This window comes from Streptomyces sp. G5(2025) (genome assembly GCF_049542075.1).
Classification (GTDB): Bacteria; Actinomycetota; Actinomycetes; order Streptomycetales; family Streptomycetaceae; genus Streptomyces.
The window spans coordinates 1265867-1289356 of sequence record NZ_JBMUZT010000006.1 but is presented as its reverse complement, the minus strand read 5'-3'; the positions used below and the strand labels follow the sequence as shown (position 1 = coordinate 1289356).

Below are 23490 nucleotides of genomic sequence, written 5' to 3'. Positions count from 1 at the left end.
CGGACCGAGTTCCCGTACGACCTGCGTCTGCCCGTAGAGTGACGCGCACGGAGCCTCGCCGGGCCGAGCGTTCCGGCAGCCGGAGTGCGAGGAGACGGGGGAGCATGACCACGGAGGCGGGACGCACCCCGATCCCCCCGCGCCCCACCGTGCCGCCCCGCCCCACCACCCCACCGGACGAGCCGCCTCCGCCCCCCTCCGCCCGCTTCCCCGACGTCCGCCCACCGGTCGACCAGGACTGGCTCCTGGACGCGCCGAGCCGGGCGGAGAGGCCGGACACGGACGGGAACGCGGGGCCGCGCGACACCGACGCCGACGACCTCGACCAGGCGTCCCGCGTGGCAGACCTCCTGGCCCCGTTCACCGAGGCCACCCGCGACAGGGCCCCCGCCCCGACACCCGGGGACGCGGCGTCCGCCGAGCGGGACGACTCCCCGCCGCCCCCGCCAGCCGCCTCCGCCCGGCTCCCCGACGCCCCGCCCGCCACCACGGGCTCCCCGCGCGTCCTCGACGCCGCGGGCGACGCGCCGAAGCGGCGCGCCGGGGACGCGACCGTGCCCCCGCAGCCCGCCGGGCCTCCGGCTCCGGAGCTGCCGTACGAGGAGGCCGCCGTGGTGCCCGCGCAGCCCGCCGGGCCTCCGGCTTCGGAGCTGCCGTGTGTGGAGGCGGCCGTGGTGCCCGCGCAGCCCGCGCGGCCCTCGGCTCTGGAGCTGCCGTGTGTGGAGGCGGCCGTGGTTCCCCCGGCACCCGTCGGGCCTCCGGCTCCCGAGCTGGCGTGTGTGGAGGCCGTCGTGGTGTCCCCGCCGCCCATCCGGCCCCCGGCTCCGGAGCCGCCCCGCGAGGACACCGCCGTGGTTCCCTCGCAGCCCGCCGGGCCTCCGGCTCCCGAGCTGCCGTGTGTGGAGGCGGCCGTGGTTCCCCCGGCACCCGTCGGGCCTCCGGCTTCGGAGCTGGCGTGTGTGGAGGCCGTCGTGGTGTCCCCGCAGCCCATCCGGCCCCCGGCTCCGGAGCCGCCCCGCGAGGACCCCGCCGTAGCGCCCCCGCGACCCCCCGGCCCTCCGGCCTCGGACCTGGCGGCCGAGGCGGCCGCCGCCCGGTCGCAGGCCCTCGCCGACGGTAAGGGCGTTGCCGGTCGCCGTCCCTTCGTGTCCTTCGCGCGGCCCGCCCTGTATGACGACACCGCCCCTTGGTCGCGCCCTCTCCGCGTCCGCCCCCGCGCGGTCGCCGCCGTGGCCTGTGCCGTCCTCGGGCTCGGTCTCATCGGCGGTGCGGTGACCGGCAGTTGGCTCACCGGTGAGTCGTCGGCCACCGGCTCCACCCGCAGCGCGTACGCGGTCACCGGCGAGCTCTGGCACAGCCTCCCCGTCGACCGGCTCTTCCCACCCACCCTCAAGGGCGAGGGCGCGGGCCCCGGCGGCGCCGACCGCTCCTGGACCCGCGTCGCCGTCGCCCCGGACAGCACCTGCGAGGCCGCCTTCGACCCGCTGCTGAGCAAGGCCCTCGCGCCCGTCGGCTGCCTGCGGCTGCTCCGCGCCACGTACACCGACGCGACCCGCAGCCATGTCACCACCGTGGGACTGCTGTTCACCAAGGCGGACGCCGACGGCATGCGGGCCCTGCGGAACCGTTTCACGGAGGAGGGCCTGGACCGGCGCTCCGACCTGATGCCCCGGTCGTACCCGGCCAAGGACACCGTCGCCGAGGGCTTCGGGGACGCCCAGCGCGCCTCCTGGACCTTGTCCGTACTGCCGGACGCGCCCGTCGTCGCGTACGCCGTCTCCGGGTTCGCCGACGGCCGCACCGTCACGGACCCCGAGCCCGCCACCGAGGCCATGGGCAGCAACACCGCCTCGGCGCCCGCGCAGTCGGGCCTCGGCCACGAGGCGAAGGGCATCGCCGACCGCGTCGAGCGAGGCCTGCGCAAGAGCATCGCCCGAGCGGAGGAGGTCTGATGAGGGCCCACCGCGCCCGCCGGCCCTCGTCGCCGCCACCCTCGCCGCCGCGCTGGCCCTCACCCCCGCCGCCACGGCGTACGCCGACGACGGTATCCGCGCCCAGCAGTGGGCCCTGGACACCATGCGCACCGGCGAGGCCTGGCAGACCACCAAGGGCGCGGGCATCACCGTCGCCGTCCTGGACACCGGCATCGACGCCCAGCACCCGGACCTCGCCGGGAGCGTCCTCGAAGGCAAGGACATGGTCGGCTTCGGTGCCCGCCGCGGCGACCGCCCCTGGGCCCGGCACGGCACCGCCATGGCCGGCATCATCGCGGGCCACGGACACGGCGAGGGCAACGGCGACGGCGTACTCGGCATAGCCCCCGAGGCACGGATCCTGCCGGTCCGCGTGATCCTCGAAGACGGCGACCCCGCCCGCAAGAAGGCCCGCAACACCCGGGGCAACGCCCTCGCCGAAGGCATCCGCTGGGCCGTCGACCACGGTGCCGACGTCATCAACCTCTCCCTCGGCGACGACTCCAAGTCCGCCCACCCCGAACCCGCGGAGGACGCCGCCGTCCAGTACGCCCTGAAGAAGGGCGTCGCCGTCGTCGCCTCCGCGGGCAACGGCGGCGAGCGCGGCGACCACATCTCGTACCCGGCCGCCTACCCCGGCGTCATCGCCGCGACAGCCGTCGACGAGAACGGCGGCCGCGCCCCCTTCTCCACCCGCCGCTGGTACGCCACCGTCGCCGCGCCCGGCGACGACATCGTCATCGCCGACCCCGACCGCAAGTACTACGAGGGCTGGGGCACCAGCGCCGCGTCCGCCTTCGTCTCCGGCGCCGTCGCCCTGATCCGCGCCGCCCACCCCCGCCTCACCCCCGCGCAGATCAAGCAGCTTCTGGAGGACACCGCCCGCGATGCCCCGCCCGGCGGACGCGACGACTCCCGCGGCTTCGGCCTCATCGACCCGGCCGCCGCCCTCGACCGTGCCGGCAGGCTCACGCGGGACAAACCCGCGGCGGCGGTGTACGGCGAGAAGTACTTCGGGCGGGGCCCCGACGCGCGCCAGGGCGACGACGGCCCCGCGGGCTGGATCGGCCCGGCGGCGGGCGGCCTCGGCGTCGTCCTGCTCGGGGCGGCGGTCTCGCTCTGGCGCGGCAGGCGCATCCCGCCGGAAGGACGCGGCGCGGAGCCTCTGTAGGGTCGGACAGTGGTGAACATGGTGAACAAGAACATTCCCGACCCCGGCTTCTCCGACGACGACGGCACCGCCGACCCCCGGCTGGCCGCGGCGCTCACCGCCTGGTCACAGGAGCGCACGGCCCACGGCCCCGTCCTGGAAGCCCTGGCCGGAGCCCGGCTCCTCGTCCCCGTCGTCGCCGTGCTCGGCGAGGTGGAAGAGGACGAGAACGGGCTGCGCCGGGAGAAGACCAGCGACATGGCCGTCCCCACCCTGAAGGCCGGTGACCGCAAGGCGCTGCCCGCGTTCACCTCCATCGAGGCCCTCGCCCTGTGGGACCCGGCCGCCCGGCCCGTCGCCGTCCCCCTGCGCCAGGCGCTCCAGGCCGCCGCCCACGAGCAGGCCGACACGATCGTCCTGGACCTCGCGGGACCCGTCCCCTACGAACTGGGCCGGGCCGCGTTGATCGCCCTCGCGGAGGGCCGCGCCAGCGCCGACCCCCTCGCCGACCCCGCCGTCACCGGCGCGGTGCGCGCGGCCGTCGCCGCCGAGCCCGCCGTGCTCCGCGCCCACCTCGGCCCCGGGAGCTCCGACGGCACCCTCGCCCTGGTCCTCGACCCGTCCGCCGACCCGTCCGAGGCCGCGCGGCGGGTGGCCCGCCGCATCGCCGCCGACGAAACACTGAGGGCCCGCCTGGTGCGCGGCCTCGACCTGGCATTCCTGCCGGCCGAGGCCACGCCACCGGGCGAGCCCCTTTACGTACGTATGCCGTGACGTACGTACGTACCCACGAGGTGAAGGCTCAGCCGAAGACCGGGCCCGTGTACTTCTCGCCCGGGCCCTGACCCGGCTCGTCCGGCACGAGGGACGCCTCGCGGAACGCCAGCTGCAAGGACTTCAGGCCGTCCCGCAGCGGCGCCGCGTGGAACGAGCTGATCTCCGTGGCGCTCGCGTCCATCAGGCCGGCCAGCGAGTGGATCAGCTTCCGGGCCTCGTCCAGGTCCTTGTGACCCTCGCCGCCCTCGGCGAGACCGAGGTTCACGGCCGCGGCGCTCATCAGGTGGACCGCCACCGTGGTGATCACCTCGACCGCAGGGACGTCCGCGATGTCACGGGTCAAGGTGTCGAAGTCGGGGGAGTCGGGCCCGGGGGCCGGGGACTCGGGGGTGGGGGTCGCGTCGCTCATGTCCCACACGATAAGCCGAGAGCGTCGGCCGCCGACCTCCGGGAGCCGCCGCGCGCACCGGTTCGCCCCACCCCGGGGGAGCTGCTAACCTTGTGTAACGACCGGCCGGAGATCCGCGTGGCAACGCAAGGACCCGGCCCACAAGTGGAGGCTCCGATCTCCCACCTGACCGCTCCCCGGAGCGGCGGGTCACCGGTCAGGCGGCCGAAGTCCCCGAGGCTTCGGGTCGCCCGATGTGCGCCCCGCGATCACCGCGGAGGTGCTCCGGTTGGTTTCTGGAGCCCCTTCTGTGATCGGTCGGGGCATTTTTTGTGGCCTCGCTCGGTTGGTCCAGTCAACAGACGTAACGCGGCTGTCCGCCAGACGGTCGCGTGGTGCTACCGAGGAGGATCCATCAGCGCCGAGCCCCGCATCAACGACCGGATTCGCGTTCCCGAGGTGCGACTTGTCGGCCCCAGCGGCGAGCAGGTCGGGATTGTTCCGCTTGCCAAGGCCCTGGAGCTTGCGCAGGAGTACGACCTCGACTTGGTCGAGGTCGCGGCGAACGCCCGTCCGCCCGTGTGCAAGCTCATGGACTACGGGAAGTTCAAGTACGAGTCGGCCATGAAGGCCCGTGAGGCGCGCAAGAACCAGGCGCACACGGTCATCAAGGAGATGAAGCTCCGGCCGAAGATCGACCCGCACGACTATGACACCAAGAAGGGTCACGTCGTCCGGTTCCTCAAGCAGGGCGACAAGGTCAAGATCACGATCATGTTCCGTGGTCGCGAGCAGTCCCGCCCCGAGCTGGGCTTCCGGCTGTTGCAGCGGCTCGCTTCGGACGTCGAGGACCTCGGGTTCATCGAGTCGAACCCGAAGCAGGACGGCCGAAACATGATCATGGTTCTCGGTCCGCACAAGAAGAAGACCGAGGCGATGGCCGAGGCCCGTGAGGCCCAGGCGGCCCGCAAGGCGGACGCGAAGGCCAACCCGGGCCGCTCGCAGAACTCCGCCGAGGGGGAGGAGCCTTCCGAGGCTCCCGCCGAGGCCCCGGCCGAGGCCAACGCCGAGGCCTGATCCTCCCGGACGCACGTCCAGGGGATCGCCACCTGACACATATGGCTCCCGGATGCCCGGTTTCACGACCGGGCATCGGAGTGCCACTGACGAGGAGAGAACGGCGCTATGCCGAAGAACAAGTCGCACAGCGGTGCCAGCAAGCGCTTCAAGGTCACCGGCTCCGGCAAGGTGCTCCGTGAGCGCGCCGGCAAGCGCCACCTGCTCGAGCACAAGTCGTCCCGTCTGACGCGTCGCCTCACCGGCAACGCCGAGATGGCCCCGGGCGACGCCAAGAAGATCAAGAAGCTTCTCGGCAAGTGAGCCGGGGCGCGCACCGCGCGCCTGAGCTCTGACCGGGACCCAATCGATATCGGGTCGTGTGAGTCCAACCACGGCCCCGCTACAAGGAGTTAACAAGTGGCACGCGTCAAGCGGGCAGTCAACGCCCACAAGAAGCGTCGGGCGATCCTCGAAGCGGCCAGCGGCTACCGCGGCCAGCGGTCGCGCCTGTACCGCAAGGCCAAGGAGCAGGTCACCCACTCCCTGGTCTACAACTACAACGACCGCAAGAAGCGCAAGGGCGACTTCCGTCAGCTGTGGATCCAGCGCATCAACGCCGCTGCCCGCGCCAACGGCATCACCTACAACCGCTTCATCCAGGGTCTGAAGGCCGCCAACATCGAGGTGGACCGCAAGATCCTCGCGGAGCTGGCCGTCAACGACCAGAACGCGTTCGCCGCGCTGGTCGAGGTCGCGCAGAAGGCGCTGCCGAGCGACGTGAACGCGCCCAAGGCTGCGTGACGCCGCGCTCAGCTGAGCGTTGTTCCGGACCCGCAGGCCGTTGGCCTGCGGGTCCGTTGCTGTTCGGCGCTCGTCTGCCCTCTGCTGTCTGCTGCCGTCCGCGGGTTGTTCTCGGCTGGTCGCGCCCACGCGGCGGAGCCGCATATCGATACAGCCCCGCGCCCCTTGCAGGGGCGCTGTTCCCGAGGTGAGTTTTATGGTTGCCGCTGAGTTGATCTCCCCCAAGTCGCCGCGTGTCAGCGCCGCCCGGCGGCTTGCCAAGCGGAATTTCCGGGGGAAGGAGCGGCTGTTCCTCGCCGAGGGGCCGCAGGCCGTGCGGGAGGCCGCGGGGCACGCAGGGACCCTTGTCGAGCTGTTCGCCACCGTCGACGCGGCCGAGCGCTACGCCGACATCGTGGGGGAGGCCCGTGCCGCCGGGGCCCGGGTGCACCTCGCCGACGAGGACGTCATCGCCGACATCTCGACGACCGTCACGCCGCAGGGGCTCGTCGGGGTCTGCCGGTTCCTCGACACCCCCTTCGAGGAGATCCTCGCCGCGCGGCCCAAGCTCGTCGCCGTCCTCGCCCACGTACGCGACCCCGGCAACGCCGGGACGGTGCTGCGCTGCGCCGACGCCGCGGGCGCCGAGGCCGTGGTGCTCACCGACGCCTCCGTGGACCTCTACAACCCCAAGGCCGTGCGCGCCTCGGTCGGGTCGCTGTTCCATCTGCCGGTGGCTGTCGGGGTGCCCGTGGAGACGGCCGTACGAGGGCTGAAGGACGCCGGTGTGCGTATCCTCGCCGCCGACGGAGCGGGCGAGGACGACCTCGACACGGAACTCGACAAGGGCACCATGGGCACCCCCACCGCCTGGGTCTTCGGCAACGAGGCCTGGGGGCTGCCGGAGGAGACCCGCGCACTCGCCGACGCCGTGGTGCGCGTTCCGATCCACGGCAGAGCCGAGAGCCTCAACCTCGCGACGGCCGCGGCAGTGTGCCTCTACGCCTCCGCTCGTGCACAGCGCGCCGCCGGAGGGTGCCGCTCCGTCACATCGAGCTAGTAGTGTGACGGGCTCGGGGGCCCTCCCCCAAGCTCACACCTTTGCTCGAGCAGGGAGGCAACCCCCACCGCCAGTCCGAGAGGTGGGGTACGGGGAATGAGTGTCGGCACCAGCAGAGCACCGGGAGTACAGGACATCGTCCGTGCTCGCGCGGACCGCCGCGGCCCCGGTGATCTCGGCGACCTCGGACTCGACCCCGACGAACTGCCCGACGGGCTCGTCGTCGCGGACGAGACGGGCCAGGTCATCTGCTTCAACGCGGCGGCCGCCCGGATCACCGCCGTCCCCGCCGCCGACGCCCTCGGCACGCCCCTGGAGCACGCCCTCCCATTAGAGGACCTCGAAGGCCGCCGCTGGTGGCAGCTGACGAACCCCTACGGAGGCCTCGCCATCCGCGTCGGCCAGCCCGAGCGCAATCTGCTGCTTCCGGGCGGCCGCGAGGTCCTGGTCTCCGCCCGCTATCTGCGGACCACCCGCACCGGGCCCGTGCGCCGCGTCATCGTCTGTCTGCGGGACACCGAGGCCCGCCGCCGCACCGAGCGCAGCCACGCCGAGCTGATCGCCACCGTCGCCCACGAGCTCCGCTCGCCGCTCACCTCGGTCAAGGGCTTCACGGCGACGCTGCTCGCCAAGTGGGAGCGGTTCACGGACGACCAGAAGAAACTGATGCTGGAGACCGTCGACGCCGACGCCAACCGCGTCACCCGGCTGATCGCCGAGCTCCTCGACATCTCCCGCATCGACTCCGGGCGGCTCGAACTGCGCCGTCAGCCCGTCGACATAGGCGCCGCCGTCGGCCGGCACATCCAGGCGCACGTCGCCTCCGGCCAGGACGCCGCCCGCTTCCTGCTCCGCCTCCAGCAGCCGCTGCCCGACCTGTGGGCCGACCCCGACAAGATCGACCAGGTGCTGAGCAACCTCCTGGAAAATGCGGTGCGGCACGGCGAGGGAACCGTCACCATCGACGTGGCGCCCTCCTCGTCCCCGCGGGAGCGAGGCGGCGCCGAGACCGCCGTGACCGTCAGCGACGAGGGTCCCGGCATTCCGGAGGAGTCGATGGGCCGCGTCTTCACCCGCTTCTGGCGGGGCAGCAAGCGCGGCGGGACGGGACTGGGGCTGTACATCGTGAAGGGCATCGTGGAGACACACGGCGGGACGATCACCGTCGGCCGCGCCCCGGGCGGCGGCGCCCAGTTCCGATTTACGTTGCCCGTGGGGGCTCCCGCGTACCTCCAGTGAGTCCACGACGGACTCCGGCCAGGACGTTCCGAGCAGCCCGCGGGCGCATTCGATCATCACACCCCCGTTAGACTCGGTCGTTGGCACTTTGCGTCCCCAACCTTGGGACACTCCGTCTCCGATTCGTCGACGGGGACCATCCGCCAGCCAACCGGAAGCACGGGAAGAGATGTCGGCACCGAACAAGTCGTACGACCCTGTCGAGGTCGAGGCACTGAAACCTGAAGAGATCGAGCGCATGCGGGACGAGGCGCTCGCCGCCTTCGCGGCCGCGGACTCCCTCGACGCGCTCCAGGAGGCCAAGGTCGCGCACACCGGCGGCACCTCGCCGCTGGCCCTCGCCAACCGCGAGATCGGCGCGCTGCCCCCGCAGGCCAAGGCCGAGGCGGGCAAGCGCGTCGGCATGGCGCGCGGCGCCGTCAGCAAGGCGCTGGCCGCCCGCCAGGCCGAGCTGGAGGCCGAGCGCGACGCCCGCGTGCTGGTCGAGGAGGCGGTGGACGTCACGCTGCCGTACGACCGCACCGCCGCCGGCGCCCGGCACCCGCTGACCACGCTCATGGAGCGCGTCGCGGACGTCTTCGTCGCCATGGGCTACGAGGTCGCCGAGGGCCCCGAGGTCGAGGCGGAGTGGTTCAACTTCGACGCCCTCAACTTCACGCCCGACCACCCGGCACGGCAGATGCAGGACACGTTCTTCGTCGCAGGCCCGCAGAGCGGCAAGGGCGCGGCGGGCGACGAGTCCGGTGTCGTGCTGCGGACGCACACCTCGCCCGTGCAGGCCCGCGCGCTCCTCGAACGCCGTGAGCCGCCCGTCTACATCGTCTGCCCCGGCCGCGTGTACCGCACGGACGAGCTGGACGCGACGCACACCCCGGTCTTCCACCAGATCGAGCTGCTCGCCGTCGACGAGGGCCTGACCATGGCCGACCTGAAGGGCACCCTCGACCACATGGTCCAGGCGCTCTTCGGCCCGGACATGAAGACGCGGCTGCGGCCGAACTACTTCCCGTTCACCGAGCCGTCCGCCGAGATGGACATGGTGTGCTACGTCTGCCGCGGCGAGTCCGTCGGCAACCCCGACCGCCCCTGCCGCACCTGCGGCAGCGAGGGCTGGATCGAGCTCGGCGGCTGCGGCATGGTCAACCCCAAGGTGCTGACCGCCTGCGGCGTCGACCCCCAGAAGTACAGCGGATTCGCCTTCGGGTTCGGCATCGAGCGGATGCTGATGTTCCGCCACAACGTCGAAGACATGCGAGACATGGTCGAGGGTGACATCCGGTTCACCCGGCCGTTCGGGATGGAGATCTGATGCGGGTCCCGCTTTCCTGGCTGCGGGAGTACGTCGACCTCCCCGCCACCGAGACCGGCCGTGACGTGCAGGCCAAGCTGATCGAGGTCGGCCTTGAGGTCGAGACCGTCGAACAGCTCGGCGGCGGCCTCAAGGGCCCGCTCGTCGTGGGCAAGGTCCTGACCATCGAGGAGCTGGAGGGCTTCAAGAAGCCCATCCGCTTCTGCACCGTCGACGTCGGCACCGCCAACGGCACGGGTGAGCCGCAGGAGATCGTCTGCGGCGCCCGCAACTTCGCCGTCGGCGACAAGGTCGTCGTGGTCCTGCCCGGCGCCGTCCTGCCCGGCGACTTCGCGATCGCCGCGCGCAAGACGTACGGCAAGACCTCGCACGGCATGATCTGCTCCGGCGACGAGCTCGGCATGGGCGACGACGGTTCAGGGGGCATTATCGTGCTGCCGCCCGAGCACGAGGTCGGCACCGACGCCATCGAGCTGCTCGAACTGGTCGACGAGGTCCTGGACATCGCCGTCACGCCCGACCGCGGCTACGCCCTGTCGATGCGCGGCGTCGCCCGCGAGACGGCCATCGCCTACGGCCTGCCGCTGCGCGACCCGGCGCTCCTGGACGTGCCCGCGCCGAACTCCTTCGGCTACCCCGTCAAGATCAGCGACCCGCTCGGCTGCGACCGCTTCACCGCGCGCACCGTCACCGGCCTCCAGCCCGAGGCCCGCTCGCCGATCTGGCTCAAGCGGCGCCTCCAGAAGGCCGGGATGCGCCCCGTCTCGCTCACCGTCGACGTCGCGAACTACGTGATGCTGGAGCTGGGCCAGCCCCTGCACACGTACGACCGCTCCCGCATCCAGGGGACGATCGGCGTGCGCCGGGCCGAGCAGGGCGAGAAGTTCACGACGCTCGACGGCGTCAAGCGCGTCCTCGACGCCGAGGACCTCGTCATCACCGACGAGCGCGGGCCCATCGGCCTCGCGGGCGTCATGGGCGGCGCCAACACCGAGATCGCCGACCACGAGAGCGAAGCAGGCACCACGGACGTGGTGATCGAGGCCGCGCACTTCGACGCGCTCTCGATCGCCCGCACCGCGCGCCGCCACAAGCTGGCCTCCGAGGCCGCCAAGCGCTACGAGCGCGGCGTCGACCCGCAGGCCGCGTCGGCCGCCGCCCAGCGGACCGTCGACCTCCTCGTGCTGCTCGCGGGCGGCACCGCCGAGGCCGGCGTCACGGAGATCATCGCCCCCACCGCGCCGCGCACGATCACCATGCCCGCCGACCACCCCGACAAGGTCGCCGGTGTCACCTACGGCCGCGAGACCGTCGTACGCCGCCTCCAGCAGGTCGGCTGCGACGTGTACGGCCAGGACGACCTGACGGTCACCGTGCCGTCGTGGCGCCCCGACCTCGCGGAGCCGAACGACCTCGCCGAAGAGGTCATCCGCCTTGAGGGGTACGAGAACCTCCCCTCGACCCTGCCGAAGCCCCCCGCGGGCCGTGGCCTCACCGAGCGGCAGCGCCTGCACCGCCGCGTCGGGCGCGCGCTGGCCGGTGCCGGGTACGTCGAGACGCTGAGCTACCCCTTCATCGGCGAGAACGTCTTCGACCAGCTCGGCCTGGAGGCGGACGACCCGAACCGCCGCGTGGTCAAGCTCGTCAACCCGCTCTCGGACGAGGAGCCCGCCCTCCGTACGACGTTGCTGCCGGGGCTGCTCTCCGCGCTGCGCCGCAACGACGGGCGGGGCAGCCACGACCTGGCGCTCTTCGAGACGGGCCTCGTGTTCCACCCGCGCGAGGAGCTGAAGGTCGCGGTGCGGCTGCCCGTCGACCGGCGGCCCACCGACGAGGAGATCGCGTCCCTCACCGACGCGCTGCCCGTCCAGCCCCGGCACGCCGCCGTCGTCCTCGCGGGCGCCCGCGAGCAGGCCGGCTGGTCGGGCAAGGGCCGCCCGGCGGACTGGGCGGACGCCGTCGAGGCGGCGCGCACCCTCGCCCGCGAGGCCGGCGCCGAGCTCATCGTCGACCAGGGGCAGTACGGCCCCTGGCATCCGGGCCGCTGCGCGGAGCTCAAGGTCGTCATCGACGGCGACATCGTCTCCGTCGGCCACGCCGGTGAGCTGCACCCGCGCGTCGTCAAGGCGCTCGGCCTGCCCGCCCGCACCTGCGCGATGGAGGTCGACCTGGACCGCCTGGAGCAGGCCGGCGAGGGCGCGCTGCGCGCGCCGCGCATCTCCACCTTCCCGGTGGCCACGCAGGACGTCGCGTTGATCGTCGACAAGGAGGTGCCGGCCGCCGTGGTCGAGTACTACCTGACCGGCGGCGCGGGCGACCTGCTGGAGTCCATCCGGCTGTTCGACGTCTTCGAGGGCGAACAGATCGGCGAGGGCAAGAAGTCCCTGGCGTACGCGCTGCGCTTCCGAGCGCCCGATCGCACGCTGACGGTCGACGAGGCGTCGGCGGCCCGTGACGCGGCCGTCGCCCTGGCGGCCGAGCGCACGGGCGCGGTGCTCCGCGGAGCGTAGTCACCGCCGGTAGGCGACATCAGCGCACCACGGGGCGCGAAGAGGGGCTCATCCGGATCGCCGGGTGAGCCCCTCACTCGTTGGGGTGATAAAGGGCTTCACTCTGGCCCGTCCGGGTCACTCGGTCGACAGAATCATTCCGGCCGTAGGGGTCGGTCTGCGCGCCGCACGGGGCTGAGGGGGGCCGACAGCATGATCCGTATCAAGGCTGGGGCTCCCCGCGGAAGGCTGTCGCGGGCGAGAGCCGGGGCCAGGGGAGCGCGAGAGCGTGGTAAAGGCCCGCGTGGCCTTGAGAGCGGTCCCCGGCTGCCCTGCGTGGGCGGCCGTCGTCGCTTCCGGCGGGTCCTCGCACTGGGCCTGCCGACGGTGTGGGGCGCCGTCGCCATCACGTACAAACTGGCCTGTCCGCTGGCGCAGCAGGACGGCATGGGGGCGCGGGTCGTGAGCAGCGCGGTCTTCTTCGCCGTCGGGACCGGGCTCATGGTGCACGTCCACCGGACGCTGCTGCGGGAGCTGAGACAGGTCCGCGAGGTCGCGGGCGCCGCGCAGAACGTGCTGCTGAGGCCGCTGCCGCCTGTCGTGGAAGGGCTCGCTCTCGCCGCCGGACGGGTCTCGGCGTCATGGGGCGCCTGTGTCGGCGGCGATCTGTACGAGGTCGCCGCCACAGACCACGGCGTGCGCGTCGTCATGGGTGACGTCCGGGGGCATGGCCTCGGCGCCATCGGGACCGTCGCCGCCGTCCTCGGGAGCTTCCGCGAGGCCGCCCACGACGAACCCGAACTGCCGGTGGTGATGCGCCGGTTGGAGCGGGCGCTCGGGCGGCACCTGCGGGAGCGCGCGCACGCCGAGCAGCCCGCGAGCGGCAGAGCGGCGCAGGACGGTGCGCTGGCCGAGGAGTTCGTCACCGTACTGCTCCTGGAGATCGGCGAGGACGGCGAGCTCCTGGCCGTCAACTGCGGTCACCCGTGGCCGTATCTGCTCAAGCAGCGGGCCCGGCCGCTGGCGGACGCCGAACCGCTGCCGCCGCTCGGCCTCTTCCCGCTCCCCGAGGTGCTGCCCGTGCTGCGCTGCGGGCGGCTGCTGCCGGGCGAGACGCTCGTCCTGCACACGGACGGCATGGAGGACGCCCGCGACGCGGCGGGCGAGTTCTTCCCGCTCCAGGCCGCGCTGACCGAGGCGGCGCGGGTCCCGTCGACCTCCCCGCAGGACCTCATCGACGCGGTCTACGCCGACCTCCTGCGCCACGCGGGGCGGTCGCCGTCCGACGACGCGGCGCTGCTCGTCCTGCGCAACGACCGCAAGAACGACCGCGAGGAGGCCCCTCTCCCGCAGCAGGAGCCGGGACGGCGCATCACCCGCCCCGTGAGCTGAGCTCCCCGATGGCTGGAAACGAGCCGCGTGCCGTCCGCCCCGCCATGGAGTTGTCGGGCAGACGGCGGGACGGACGGCGCCGGGCAGGGCCGCCGCACTGTATTGAGGGGGGAGCCGGCGACCCACCGGCCTCATCGACTGATGAGGCACCTCAGTCAAGCGACCCCACACGGGACGCGGCAGAGCGCACACCCCCCGGATCCGGGCACTCCGTTCACACCCCGTGTGAAGGCGACTCCACTACCCTGAACAGCACCGAGCCACCGGAGGGCATCCATGCAGCCCAACACCTTGCTCGACGCGATCCTCGACGAAGCGGGCATCTCGCACGCGGGACTCGCCGCCCATGTGAACCAGGCCGGGAAGTCCAGAGGTCTCGCGCTGCGCTACGAACACACGGCCGTCTCCCGCTGGTTGAAGGGCCAGCGCCCGCGCGGCCAGGTCCCCGACCTGATCTGCGAGGTGCTCGCCGCCCGGCTCCAGCGGCCCGTCACCCTCGACGACATCGGCCTCGGAGTGCCGGGTGTGCCCGCCGCCCACGTCGGGTCGGCGACGTCCACGCTCTCCGGCTTCGTGGAGCGCGCCACCGCCCTGTGGCGCTCGGACGAACAGCAGCGCCCCCATCTGCTCGGCGCGCCCGCGGTCACCGGCACCCCCGCGGTGATGCCGGTCTGGGAGTGGGAGAACCCGCCCGAGGACGTCGACGTGTCTCGCGGCGGACGCCACCCCGTCAGCACGGCCGACATCGAGATGATGCGCGCGGCCCGCGCCCACTACGAGCAGATGTACCGCAAGACCGGTGGCGTCGCGACCCGCACCCGCATCGTCGGCTTCCTCAACGCGGAGGCGGCGCCCCTGCTGCGGGGCAGCTACACCGACGAGATGGGCCGTCAACTGCACCGCTCCACCGGCGGGTTGGTGGCCATAGCCGGCATCTGCGCCTACGACTCCGACGCGCACGGCCTCGCCCAGCGCTACTTCCACCAGGCCCTGCGGTTGGCCAAGGCCAGTGGGGACAGGGGACTCGGGGCGTACGTCATCGCGTTGCTGGTCAACCAGTCGCTGTTCATGCGCGATTACCGCCAGGCCGTGGCGTTCGCCGAGGCGGCGCTGCGGGCCGCGGGCCGCGACCTCACCCCGGCGCTGGCGTCCGATCTGTACGCGATGCAGGCCAAGGCGTACGCACACCTGGGCGACGGCAGGAGCGCGCTGTCGTGCATCCGGCGTGCGGAGGCCGCGGCCGACCGGATCCTGCGGGGCCGTGAGCCGGACGAGACGGGCTATGTCCAGCCGGGACTGGTCAACGTACAAGTGGCGGAGGCCCTGCTCAGCCTCGGCGATCTGGTGAGCGCCCGCGAGCACGCCGCCGCGGCCGTCGACACGCCGGCGCACGACCGGGGCCGGGTCCACCGCCTCGCGATGCTCAGCCAGATCGAACTGCGCCAGGGCAACACCGACGAGGCGGTGGCCACAGCGGTGGAAATGGCGCAGCAGGCACGGGGGATGGAGTCCCAGAGGCTGCGGGACCGGCTGCGCGCGGTGCGCGAGCACCTGGTGCGCAGCGACTGCGCGGGCACGGCCGAGGCGGCCGAACTCATCGACGGGGCGTTGCGCGTGCCGCTGTGACCCCTTGCCGCCCCGCCGTGCACTCTGCTCAGAGGTCGCCTCCTGCTGCGATATTGCCACCTACTCCGCGAAAGGTGGCAGAACCGTGCAGTGGACGAAACAGAGCGAACAAACTGTGTATGGAAACCGGTGGTTCACGGTCAATCTCGCAGATGTCGAGCTGCCCGACGGCCGGCATCTGGACCACTTCCTCATACGGATGCGGCCCGTGGCCGCGGCCACCGTCGTCAACGACGCCAACGAAGTGCTGCTGCTGTGGCGGCACCGCTTCATCACCGACAGCTGGGGCTGGGAGCTCGCGGCGGGCGTCGTCGAGGACGGCGAGGACATCGCGTACGCGGCGGCCCGCGAGATGGAGGAGGAGACCGGCTGGCGGCCGGGCCCGCTGCGGCACCTGATGAGCGTCGAGCCCTCGAACGGGCTCACCGACGCCCGGCACCACATCTACTGGTCCGACGAAGGGACCTACGTCGGCCATCCCGAGGACGACTTCGAGTCGGACCGCCGTGAGTGGGTCCCTCTCAAGCTCGTCCCCGACATGGTGGCCCGCGGTGAGGTCCCGGCCGCCAACATGGCCGCGGCGCTGCTCCTCCTGCACCATCTGCGCCTCGGCCAGGACGCGCGCTAGCCGGCCGGCCTAGTGGCCGAGGGCCTGCCAGACCGCCACGGCGAGCGCCGCGACCGCCGCGAGAGCGACGATCGTGGGGAGCGGCCAGCGCGTGTGTTCCAGGGCGGTGACCCGGGACTGCAGGGCCTCCACGTTCTTGGCGGTCTGCTGGTCGTGCTGCGTCAGCAACGCCAGCCGTCCGTCGACGCGGGCCAGGCCCACGTCCAGGCTACGGCGTAACTCCGCGAGTTCTTCCGGGACCACGGCACTCTCGCCATCGGTGGTCACGAGTCCACTCCTCTCTGTAGTGGCGCGTCCCCCCTTCATCCGCACCGGAAGTCAACTCGCGTGGCGGACAGGGCGGGAGAGTGTGCGATGGGCATATGCGAGCCCACCGCGCACACGGTGTGTGAACGCCGCGGGCCCGGCACTCGAAGGAGTGCCGGGCCCGTCGTACGGAGCGGTTCGTACGGGCGAAATCCCGTCAGGCGTACCGTCAGGCGCGCGTTCAGGCGTACGTGTAGAAGCCCGAGCCGGTCTTCCGGCCGAGGCGGCCCGCGTCGACCATCCGCTGGAGCAGCGGGGGAGCGGCGTACAGCGGCTCCTTGTACTCGGCGTACATGGAGTCGGCGACCGAGGCGACCGTGTCCAGGCCGATGAGGTCGGCGAGCTTGAGCGGGCCCATCGGGTGGGCGCAGCCCATCTCCATGCCGTTGTCGATGTCCTCGCGGCTCGCGATCCCCGACTCGAACATCCGGATAGCGGAGAGCAGGTACGGGATGAGGAGCGCGTTGACCACGAAGCCCGAGCGGTCCTGGGCGCGGATCGCGTGCTTGCCGAGCACCTTCTCGACCATGACCTGCGCCCGGCTGATGGTGCCCTCGGACGTGGTCAGCGCCGGGATCAGCTCGACGAGCTGCTGCACCGGCGCCGGGTTGAAGAAGTGGATGCCGATGACCTGGTCGGGCCGCGAGGTCGCGACGGCCAGCTTCACCAGCGGGATGGAGGAGGTGTTGGAGGCGAGAATCGCGTCCTGGCGGGTCACCACCTGGTCCAGTACCTGGAAGATCTCGGTCTTGACCTGCTCGTTCTCCACGACGGCCTCGATGACCAGGTCACGGTCGCTGAACTCGCCGAGGTCGGTCGTGAAGCTGAGCCGGGCCAGGGTCGCGTCCCGCTCCTCCTCGGAGATCTTGCCGCGCTCGGCGGCCTTGGAGAGGGAGTTGTACAGCCGGGTGCGGCCGATCTCCAGGGCCTCGCCGGTGGTCTCCGCGACCTTCACATCCAGTCCGGAGCGGGCGCAGACCTCTGCGATTCCGGCGCCCATCTGGCCACAGCCCACCACTCCGACGCGTGCGATATCGGTCATGGAGTCGGTCACCTCGTGCCTTTCGCTGATCAACGGGGCCGGCAGGGTCCCCCGTATGGATGCGGTCCCTGCCTCGGCCGTGAACGTTACTCCGCAACTGGGGGTCCATGGCGTGCCGGGTCGGGCATGCTGGCCGCAACCCGGCGAAAGGTGCCGGACACAGCGAGCTCAGGGGCGTACAGATGAGGCGTATGTCACGTCGGGGTTTCTCGGTGGTGGCCGCGGCGACGATCGCGGGCCTGGCGACGGCGGGGGACGCGGTGGCGGCCCCCGACCGGCGTCGGAAGAAGGAGCGCGAACTGCGGGCCATGTGGCTGGCGACCGTCGTCAACCGCGACTGGCCCTCCAAGCCGGGCCTGACCGCGCAGCAGCAGCGGAGCGAGCTGCTTGCGTTTCTCGACTCGGCGGTGAACCGCAGACTGAACGCGGTGGTCTTCCAGGTGCGGCCCACCGCCGACGCCCTGTGGCCCTCGCCGCACGAGCCGTGGTCGCAGTACCTCACCGGCACGCAGGGCAAGGACCCGGGCTGGGACCCGCTGGGCACCGCGGTGAAGGAGGCGCACCGCAGGGGCCTGGAGCTGCACGCGTGGTTCAACCCCTTCCGCATCGCCAACCACACCGACCCGTCACGGCTGGTGGCCACGCACCCCGCGCGCGTGCACCCCGACTGGGTGGTGCCCTACGGCGGGAAGCTCTACTACAACCCGGGCCTGCCCGAGGTGCGGCGCTTCGTGCAGGACGCGATGCTCGACGCGGTCCGCCGCTATCCGCTGGACGCGGTGCACTGGGACGACTACTTCTACCCGTACCCCGTCGCGGGCCAGACCTTCGACGACGACGAGGCCTTCGCCCGTCACGGCGGCGGCTTCCCGGACCGCGCCTCCTGGCGCCGGGACAACATCGACCGGCTGGTGCGCGAGATGTCCGGCCGGATCAAGAAGACCCGGCCGCGCACCCAATTCGGCATCAGCCCCTTCGCGGTCTGGCGCAACATCGCCACCGACCCGACGGGCTCGGACACCCGGGCGGGCGTGCAGACGTACGACGACCTGTACGCGGACACGCGCGGCTGGGTGAAGAAGGGCTGGCTCGACTACATCGTCCCGCAGGTGTACTGGAACATCGGCTTCCCCGCCGCGGACTACGCCAAGTTGGTCCCGTGGTGGAACGACGTCGTACGCGGCACGGGCGTGCGCCTGTACATCGGCGAGGCCCTCTACAAGGCGGGCGACCCGGCGCAGCCCGCCGCCTGGCAGGACCCGGCGGAGCTGTCCGCCACCTCACGTACGCCGAGGGCTTCCGCGAGGTGCGCGGGCACATCTACTTCTCGGCCAAGGAGGTCGGCGTCGACCGGAACGGCGCCATGGCGCGGGTGGTCGCCGACCACTACCAGGAGCCGGCGAAGCCGCCGCGCTGACGCTCCGGTCCTGTCTCGCGCCCTAGCTCGCCGGGTCCTCGTGCCGTACGACGGTGTCGGGGCCCGGCGACATCAGGGTCTCGTGGCCGTCCTCGAAGCGGACGCGGTACGGCGGCGTGCCGTCCGCGCCGAGCACCTCGACGACCTCCGCGACCCGGTCGTGCTGCCCGACGATCCTGCCGTGCACCACCAGCCTGTCACCTACGGTTGCGCGCATGTGGAGTACTCCCTCGTCCCGCTCTGCGGTCGCGATCCGTGGCCTTCAGTCTATGACGGGGTGCGGGAGTTGGCGCCTGGCCGGACGCCGGACGGGTCAGCCTCAGGTCAGCCGCGGGCCCGTTGGGTGACCGCGATGCAGACGAGTACGGCGGCCGCCGTGAGGGGCGCGGCGACGGGCAGGTGCTCACCGAGCAGGAACACCGACCAGACGAGTGTCAGCAGCGGCTGGGCGAGCTGGAGCTGGCTGGCCTTGGGGACGCCGATGGCCGCCATGCCCCGGTACCAGACGACCAGGCCGAGGAACTGCGAGCCGATCGCGGAGTAGAGCAGGCCCGCCGTGCTGTGCCCGGTGAGCTGGAAGGACTCGTGCTGGAGGGCGATGGCCGCGCCGACGAGGTTGAGCGGCAGGCAGAGCATCAGCCCCCAGCCGATGACCTGCCAGCCGGGCATCTCGCGGGCCAGGCGGCCGCCCTCGGTGTAGCCTGGCCGCGCAGATCAGGAGCGCGCCGAAGAGGTAGAGGTCGGCGGCGGACAGCGCGCCGCCGCTCTGCTGCACGGTGAACGCGATGACTGCGGCGGCCCCGGCGAGCGCCGCGGCCCAGAACGTGCGGGAGGGGCGCGCCCCGGTGCGCAGCGCCGAGAGGACGGCGGTCGTCAACGGAAGCAGACCGACGACCACGGCCGCGTGCGCGGTGGTGGAGGTCTGCAGGGCGAGCGTGGTCAGCAGCGGGAAACCGACGACGACTCCGGCGCCGACCACCGCGAGCCCCGCCCAGTGGCGGCGGTGCGGGACCGGGACGCGCAGGGCGAGCAGACAGCCGCCCGCGACGAGGGCGCTGAGCACGCCGCGCAGGGTGACCAGGCTCCAGGGGCCGATGCCTTCGAGGCCCCAGGCGGTGGAGGGGAAGGTGAGCGAGAAGGCGGTGACGCCGAGGGCGGCCATCACGGTGCCGGCGCGGCGGGGGCCGTGGGGGGCGGGGGCGGCGGCTGCGGGGCCGGCGTACTGGTGGCGGCTTCGGTGACCGCTATCCGCTGCGGGCGAGTAGCGCTATCCTGTGCTGTCATGCAAGACAGTAGCAGTGTGGGCGAACTGGCGAAACAGCTGCGGGCCGAACTGGACCGCTACTCACCTGGAGGAAAGCTGCCGTCGAGCCGGTCGCTCGTCGAACGGTTCCGGGTGAGCCCCGTGACCGTGTCGCGGGCCCTCGCGCAGCTCGCCGCCGAAGGGCTCGTCGTCACCCGGCCCGGCGCCGGTGTCTTCCGCGCCGAGCCGTCCGCGCCCGCCGTGCCCGCCGGGGACACCTCGTGGCAGGAGGTGTCCCTGAGCGCCGACGCCACGGCCGAGCTGGTGCCGCGGGCGGTCGACGCGTCCGGGGTGCTCGCCACCCTCGCCGCCCCGCCGCCGGGCGTCATCGAGTTCAACGGCGGCTACCTCGACGCCTCCCTCCAGCCCGAGCGCGCGATGGCCGCGGCGCTCGCGCGGGCGGGACGACGGCCCGGGGCGTGGGGACGGCCGCCGGTCGACGGCCTGCCGGAGCTGCGGGAGTGGTTCGCGCGGGGTATCGGCGGGGCCGTCACGGGCGCCGAGGTGCTGATCACGGCGGGCGGGCAGAGCGCGCTGACCACGGCGCTGCGCGCGCTCGCCCCGCCGGGGGCGCCGGTGCTCGTCGAGTCGCCCACCTACCCGGGCATGCTGGCCATCGCCCGCGCGGCGGGCATGCGTCCCGTGCCGGTGCCCGTCGACACGGACGGGGTGCGCCCGCAGCTCCTGGAGGCCGCCTTCCGCGCCACGGGCGCCCGGGTCTTCGTCTGCCAGCCGCTGTTCCAGAACCCGGCGGGGGCCGTACTCGCCGCCGAGCGCCGCCCCGAGGTCCTGCGGATCGCCCGCGAGGCGGGGGCGTTCGTCATCGAGGACGACTTCGTGCGCCGCCTCGTCCACGAGGACGCGGGGCCGCTGCCGCCGCCGCTCTCCGCCGACGACAGGGACGGCGTCGTCGTGCACGTCTGTTCGCTCACCAAGGCCACCTCGCCGAGCTTCCGGGTGAGCGCGCTCGCCGCGCGCGGACCGGTCCTGGAGCGGCTGCGCGCCATCCAGGTCGTGGACCACTTCTTCGTGCCGCGCCCGCTTCAGGAGGCGGCCCTCGAACTGGTCGGCTCCCCGGCCTGGCCGCGCCATCTGCGGGCGGTGTCAGGGGAGTTGAGGGTGCGCAGGGAGGCGATGGCCGCGGCGCTGCGGCTGCGCCTGCCCGAGGCCGCGATGCCGCACATCCCCGCGGGCGGCTACAACCTGTGGGTACGGCTGCCGGACGGCACCGACGAGACGGCGCTGGCCTCGGCCGCCCTGCGCGCGGGCGTGGCCGTGGCCCCCGGCCGCCCCTACTTCGCGGCGGAGCCTCCGGCGGCGTACGTCCGGCTGAGCTTCGCGGCGGTCGCGGGGGTGGGGGAGATCGGCGAGGGGGTGCGCAGGCTGCGGGTGGCCTGCGACGAGGTGCGGGGGTAGCCGCCGGGCGGAAAGCGGTCGACGGGAGGCACGGCGTGCTGCGAGGGTCGGGGCATGAACGACAGTGTCACGCTCCACGGTACGTACGACATATCCGCCGACCCCGCCCGCATCGACGCGGCCCGCGTCCACCAGTGGCTCTCCACGGACGCGTACTGGGCCCTCGGCCGCAGCCGCGCCAAGCAGGACGCGGCGATCGCCGGATCGTTGAACTTCGGCGCTTATGACGGGAGTTCGGGGGAGCAGGTCGCGTACGCCCGCGTGGTGACCGACCGGGCCACCTTCGCCTGGCTCTGCGACGTGTATGTCGCCCCGGTCGCGCGCGGCGGAGGGCTCGGCACCGCTCTCGTGGACGCGGTCCGCGCGCACCTGGAGCCGTTCGGCCTGCGCCGCGTGCTTCTGGCCACGGCCGACGCGCACGGTGTCTACGAGAAGGTCGGGTTCAAGCCTCTGGAGGACCCGGGGAATTGGATGGCGCTGGGCAGTCAGTGACCGCCGGGCCCTGGGTGGCCCGTACGTACTCCGTGACGAGCCGCAGGTCTTTGGCGGGGCCGCCGACACGCCACCGGGTGCGCCAGCGGTCCGCGTCGTACACCTCGAACTCACCCCGGTAGAGGTCCGCCGCGCACGGGTGGTCCGTCTCGTGGCGGCCGGTGCGCAGGTCCAGGTCGTGGAAGAAGCGGCCGTCGGCGAACTCGACGCGGGCCGTGCCCGGGGTGGCGCCCGGCAGGAAGCGCAGGGTGCGTTCGGCGGGGCGCGCGGCGCCGTGCCAGGTGAAGACGCCCGACTCGTGGTGGAGGAGCCCGCCCTCGTCCGGGGCGGGCAGCGGTGACGTCAGCGGTGACGTCAGCGGCGAGAAGAGCGTCGTACCGGTGAAGCGGCCCTCCGAACCGTCGGCGAGGTCGCGGACCGAGCGGGTCACGCGCCACTCGCCGACGAGATGCGCGAGGGCATCGGGGACGGGGCGGAGGGAGGACGTACCGGCACGCATACCAGCAGGTTAACCGCTACTTGTCGACCACCGACATGCTGCGCTCGTCGTACCGCGTGCCCGCGACCTTGTCAGCGGGGGCCGCCGCGTCGATGGCCGCGAGGTCCTCGGCGGACAGCTCGATCGTGGCGGCCGCGACGTTCTCCTCCAGGTACTTCTCGCGGCGCGTGCCCGGGATCGGCACGACGTCGCCGCCGCGGTGCTGCACCCAGGCGAGCGCGAGCTGCCCGGCGGTGACGCCCTTCTCGGCGGCGAGCGCGTTCAGGGCGTCCACGATGGCGAGGTTCTGCTCCAGGTTGCCGTCGGCGAAGCGGGGCTGGGTGCGCCGCAGGTCGTCCTCGGGGAGCGCGTCGAGCGAGGTGTAGCGGCCGGTGAGGAAGCCGCGGCCGAGCGGCGAGAACGGCACGAGACCGATGCCGAGCTCCCGGCAGACCGGCGCGATCTCCGCCTCCAGGTCCCTGGTCCACAGCGACCACTCGCTCTGCAGCGCGGCGATCGGATGCACGGCGTGCGCGCGGCGGATCGTGTCCGCGCTCGCCTCGGAGAGCCCGAGGTGGCGCACCTTGCCCGCCTCGACCAGCTCGGCGAGCGCGCCGACGGTCTCCTCGATCGGCACGGTCTTGTCGACCCGGTGCGCGTAGTACAGGTCGATGTGGTCGACGCCGAGGCGCCGCAGCGAGGCGTCGCAGGCCTCGCGGACGTACGCGGCGTCGCCGCGGATGCGCGTCGGCTCACCGAGGCGGTTGGCGAAGCCGAACTTCGTCGCGAGGACCGCCTGTTCACGGCGCGGACCGGCCAGGGCGCGGCCTATGAGCTGCTCGTTGTGGCCGCTGCCGTAGAAGTCGGAGGTGTCGAGCAGGGTGACGCCGAGGTCCAGGGCACGGTGGATCGTCGCGATCGACCGGTCATCATCCGACGCGCCGTAACCGTGGCTCATTCCCATGCATCCGAGCCCCTGGGCCGAGACCGTCAGCGCGCCGAGCCGGCGGGTGGGAAGAGTGGTCATGGTGGTACCTCCTGGTTGCTGCTTGGTGGTCGGCTCCGACCCTAGGAGTTGGAGCGGACTCCAGGTCAAGGCGGCGGCCGCGGGGGAACCGGAGCGTTGGTACGGGGGTTGTCCCCAGGGGAGTTCGGCCCGGTGGCCC

General features: G+C 72.7%; 21 protein-coding genes and 2 pseudogenes. 16 read left to right on the top strand and 7 right to left on the bottom strand.

What is annotated here, in order from left to right; genetic code table 11:
* Window positions 1–104: 104 nt before the first annotated feature.
* From ACOBQB_RS16675 to ACOBQB_RS16665, 3 genes are all read left to right on the top strand, one after another.
* Window positions 105–1952 (top strand): hypothetical protein, encoded by a 1848-nt coding sequence (locus tag ACOBQB_RS16675; RefSeq protein WP_423592605.1) that lies wholly within the window; start codon window positions 105–107, stop codon window positions 1950–1952.
* Between the two features lie 124 nt (window positions 1953–2076).
* A complete protein-coding gene (gene mycP, locus ACOBQB_RS16670) occupies window positions 2077–3144 on the top strand; it encodes a type VII secretion-associated serine protease mycosin (RefSeq protein ID WP_423592604.1) in 1068 nt (355 codons plus the stop codon).
* 18 nt (window positions 3145–3162) lie between these two features.
* On the top strand, window positions 3163–3897 hold the full coding sequence (locus tag ACOBQB_RS16665; protein ID WP_423592602.1) for an SseB family protein: 735 nt from the start codon (window positions 3163–3165) through the stop codon (window positions 3895–3897).
* A 28-nt stretch (window positions 3898–3925) separates the two neighbouring features.
* On the opposite strand, the gene ACOBQB_RS16660 is transcribed toward ACOBQB_RS16665, so the two are convergent.
* Entirely contained in the window at window positions 3926–4309 is a 384-nt protein-coding gene (locus ACOBQB_RS16660) for a DUF1844 domain-containing protein (RefSeq protein ID WP_423592601.1), read from the bottom strand.
* A 393-nt stretch (window positions 4310–4702) separates the two neighbouring features.
* Here ACOBQB_RS16660 and infC point away from each other — a divergent pair, with 393 nt between their 5' ends.
* The 10 genes from infC to ACOBQB_RS16610 all read left to right on the top strand — a co-directional run bounded on the left by infC (window position 4703) and on the right by ACOBQB_RS16610 (window position 15870).
* Window positions 4703–5365: a translation initiation factor IF-3 gene (gene infC, locus ACOBQB_RS16655; protein WP_423598532.1), complete on the top strand. Its 663-nt coding sequence runs from the start codon at window positions 4703–4705 to the stop codon at window positions 5363–5365.
* Between the two features lie 108 nt (window positions 5366–5473).
* Window positions 5474–5668, top strand: coding sequence for a 50S ribosomal protein L35 (gene rpmI, locus ACOBQB_RS16650; protein WP_007829094.1), 195 nt, complete (start codon window positions 5474–5476; stop codon window positions 5666–5668).
* 96 nt (window positions 5669–5764) lie between these two features.
* Complete coding sequence (gene rplT, locus ACOBQB_RS16645; RefSeq protein ID WP_030783035.1) at window positions 5765–6148, top strand: 50S ribosomal protein L20; 384 nt, start codon at window positions 5765–5767, stop codon at window positions 6146–6148.
* A 196-nt stretch (window positions 6149–6344) separates the two neighbouring features.
* A complete protein-coding gene (locus tag ACOBQB_RS16640; RefSeq protein WP_423592598.1) occupies window positions 6345–7187 on the top strand; it encodes a TrmH family RNA methyltransferase in 843 nt (280 codons plus the stop codon).
* 96 nt (window positions 7188–7283) lie between these two features.
* Window positions 7284–8426, top strand: coding sequence for an ATP-binding protein (locus ACOBQB_RS16635; RefSeq protein WP_423592596.1), 1143 nt, complete (start codon window positions 7284–7286; stop codon window positions 8424–8426).
* A 169-nt stretch (window positions 8427–8595) separates the two neighbouring features.
* The gene (pheS, locus tag ACOBQB_RS16630) at window positions 8596–9735 is read left to right on the top strand and encodes a phenylalanine--tRNA ligase subunit alpha (protein WP_423592595.1); all 1140 of its coding nucleotides are present in this window, start codon (window positions 8596–8598) and stop codon (window positions 9733–9735) included.
* Window positions 9735–12245 carry a phenylalanine--tRNA ligase subunit beta gene (pheT, locus tag ACOBQB_RS16625; RefSeq protein WP_423592594.1) on the top strand — a complete coding sequence of 837 codons (2511 nt, stop codon included), beginning with the start codon at window positions 9735–9737 and terminating at the stop codon, window positions 12243–12245. Before pheS ends, pheT begins: the two co-directional genes overlap by 1 nt.
* A 366-nt stretch (window positions 12246–12611) precedes the next feature.
* Entirely contained in the window at window positions 12612–13616 is a 1005-nt protein-coding gene (locus ACOBQB_RS16620; RefSeq protein ID WP_423598530.1) for a PP2C family protein-serine/threonine phosphatase, read from the top strand.
* A 276-nt stretch (window positions 13617–13892) separates the two neighbouring features.
* Window positions 13893–15242, top strand: coding sequence for a transcriptional regulator (locus ACOBQB_RS16615; protein WP_423592592.1), 1350 nt, complete (start codon window positions 13893–13895; stop codon window positions 15240–15242).
* A gap of 85 nt (window positions 15243–15327) precedes the next feature.
* Window positions 15328–15870, top strand: coding sequence for an NUDIX hydrolase (locus ACOBQB_RS16610; RefSeq protein ID WP_423592590.1), 543 nt, complete (start codon window positions 15328–15330; stop codon window positions 15868–15870).
* A gap of 9 nt (window positions 15871–15879) precedes the next feature.
* Here the strand turns inward: ACOBQB_RS16610 and ACOBQB_RS16605 are convergent, their stop codons facing one another.
* On the bottom strand, window positions 15880–16137 hold the full coding sequence (locus ACOBQB_RS16605) for a hypothetical protein (protein ID WP_423592588.1): 258 nt from the start codon (window positions 16135–16137) through the stop codon (window positions 15880–15882).
* Between the two features lie 220 nt (window positions 16138–16357).
* On the bottom strand, window positions 16358–17218 hold the full coding sequence (locus ACOBQB_RS16600) for a 3-hydroxybutyryl-CoA dehydrogenase (RefSeq protein ID WP_223773629.1): 861 nt from the start codon (window positions 17216–17218) through the stop codon (window positions 16358–16360).
* A gap of 182 nt (window positions 17219–17400) precedes the next feature.
* Here ACOBQB_RS16600 and ACOBQB_RS16595 point away from each other — a divergent pair.
* Window positions 17401–18635 (top strand): annotated as a pseudogene (locus ACOBQB_RS16595) (glycoside hydrolase family 10 protein).
* A gap of 22 nt (window positions 18636–18657) precedes the next feature.
* On the opposite strand, the gene ACOBQB_RS16590 reads toward ACOBQB_RS16595, so the two are convergent.
* Window positions 18658–18852: a DUF1918 domain-containing protein gene (locus ACOBQB_RS16590; protein ID WP_423592586.1), complete on the bottom strand. Its 195-nt coding sequence runs from the start codon at window positions 18850–18852 to the stop codon at window positions 18658–18660.
* A 107-nt stretch (window positions 18853–18959) separates the two neighbouring features.
* Window positions 18960–19919 (bottom strand): annotated as a pseudogene (locus ACOBQB_RS16585) (DMT family transporter).
* Here ACOBQB_RS16585 and ACOBQB_RS16580 point away from each other — a divergent pair.
* Together ACOBQB_RS16580 and ACOBQB_RS16575 are read left to right on the top strand one after the other, a co-directional pair.
* Window positions 19918–21354 (top strand): PLP-dependent aminotransferase family protein, encoded by a 1437-nt coding sequence (locus ACOBQB_RS16580; RefSeq protein WP_423592584.1) that lies wholly within the window; start codon window positions 19918–19920, stop codon window positions 21352–21354. The pseudogene ACOBQB_RS16585 and the gene ACOBQB_RS16580 sit on opposite strands and share 2 nt — an antisense overlap.
* A 54-nt stretch (window positions 21355–21408) precedes the next feature.
* Window positions 21409–21846 (top strand): GNAT family N-acetyltransferase, encoded by a 438-nt coding sequence (locus ACOBQB_RS16575; RefSeq protein ID WP_423592582.1) that lies wholly within the window; start codon window positions 21409–21411, stop codon window positions 21844–21846.
* Here ACOBQB_RS16575 and ACOBQB_RS16570 read toward each other — a convergent pair.
* Together ACOBQB_RS16570 and ACOBQB_RS16565 are read right to left on the bottom strand one after the other, a co-directional pair.
* On the bottom strand, window positions 21797–22345 hold the full coding sequence (locus ACOBQB_RS16570; RefSeq protein ID WP_423592581.1) for a DUF6314 family protein: 549 nt from the start codon (window positions 22343–22345) through the stop codon (window positions 21797–21799). The two genes, ACOBQB_RS16575 and ACOBQB_RS16570, sit on opposite strands and share 50 nt — an antisense overlap.
* A 16-nt stretch (window positions 22346–22361) precedes the next feature.
* Complete coding sequence (locus ACOBQB_RS16565) at window positions 22362–23351, bottom strand: aldo/keto reductase (protein ID WP_423592580.1); 990 nt, start codon at window positions 23349–23351, stop codon at window positions 22362–22364.
* Between the last annotated feature and the right edge of the window lie 139 nt (window positions 23352–23490).

Excerpts from the sequence above, each read along its gene's own strand:
- ACOBQB_RS16600 (WP_223773629.1), bottom strand. The coding sequence starts at position 17,218 with ATGACCGATATCGCACGCGTCGGAGTGGTGGGCTGTGGCCAGATGGGC.
- ACOBQB_RS16675 (WP_423592605.1), top strand. The coding sequence starts at position 105 with ATGACCACGGAGGCGGGACGCACCCCGATCCCCCCGCGCCCCACCGTG.
- ACOBQB_RS16635 (WP_423592596.1), top strand. The coding sequence starts at position 7,284 with ATGAGTGTCGGCACCAGCAGAGCACCGGGAGTACAGGACATCGTCCGT.
- ACOBQB_RS16640 (WP_423592598.1), top strand. The coding sequence starts at position 6,345 with ATGGTTGCCGCTGAGTTGATCTCCCCCAAGTCGCCGCGTGTCAGCGCC.
- ACOBQB_RS16590 (WP_423592586.1), bottom strand. The coding sequence starts at position 18,852 with ATGCGCGCAACCGTAGGTGACAGGCTGGTGGTGCACGGCAGGATCGTC.
- pheS (WP_423592595.1), top strand. The coding sequence starts at position 8,596 with ATGTCGGCACCGAACAAGTCGTACGACCCTGTCGAGGTCGAGGCACTG.
- ACOBQB_RS16665 (WP_423592602.1), top strand. The coding sequence starts at position 3,163 with ATGGTGAACAAGAACATTCCCGACCCCGGCTTCTCCGACGACGACGGC.
- ACOBQB_RS16565 (WP_423592580.1), bottom strand. The coding sequence starts at position 23,351 with ATGACCACTCTTCCCACCCGCCGGCTCGGCGCGCTGACGGTCTCGGCC.
- ACOBQB_RS16580 (WP_423592584.1), top strand. The coding sequence starts at position 19,918 with ATGCAAGACAGTAGCAGTGTGGGCGAACTGGCGAAACAGCTGCGGGCC.
- ACOBQB_RS16660 (WP_423592601.1), bottom strand. The coding sequence starts at position 4,309 with ATGAGCGACGCGACCCCCACCCCCGAGTCCCCGGCCCCCGGGCCCGAC.
- rpmI (WP_007829094.1), top strand. The coding sequence starts at position 5,474 with ATGCCGAAGAACAAGTCGCACAGCGGTGCCAGCAAGCGCTTCAAGGTC.
- ACOBQB_RS16575 (WP_423592582.1), top strand. The coding sequence starts at position 21,409 with ATGAACGACAGTGTCACGCTCCACGGTACGTACGACATATCCGCCGAC.
- pheT (WP_423592594.1), top strand. The coding sequence starts at position 9,735 with ATGCGGGTCCCGCTTTCCTGGCTGCGGGAGTACGTCGACCTCCCCGCC.
- ACOBQB_RS16570 (WP_423592581.1), bottom strand. The coding sequence starts at position 22,345 with ATGCGTGCCGGTACGTCCTCCCTCCGCCCCGTCCCCGATGCCCTCGCG.
- mycP (WP_423592604.1), top strand. The coding sequence starts at position 2,077 with ATGCGCACCGGCGAGGCCTGGCAGACCACCAAGGGCGCGGGCATCACC.
- ACOBQB_RS16615 (WP_423592592.1), top strand. The coding sequence starts at position 13,893 with ATGCAGCCCAACACCTTGCTCGACGCGATCCTCGACGAAGCGGGCATC.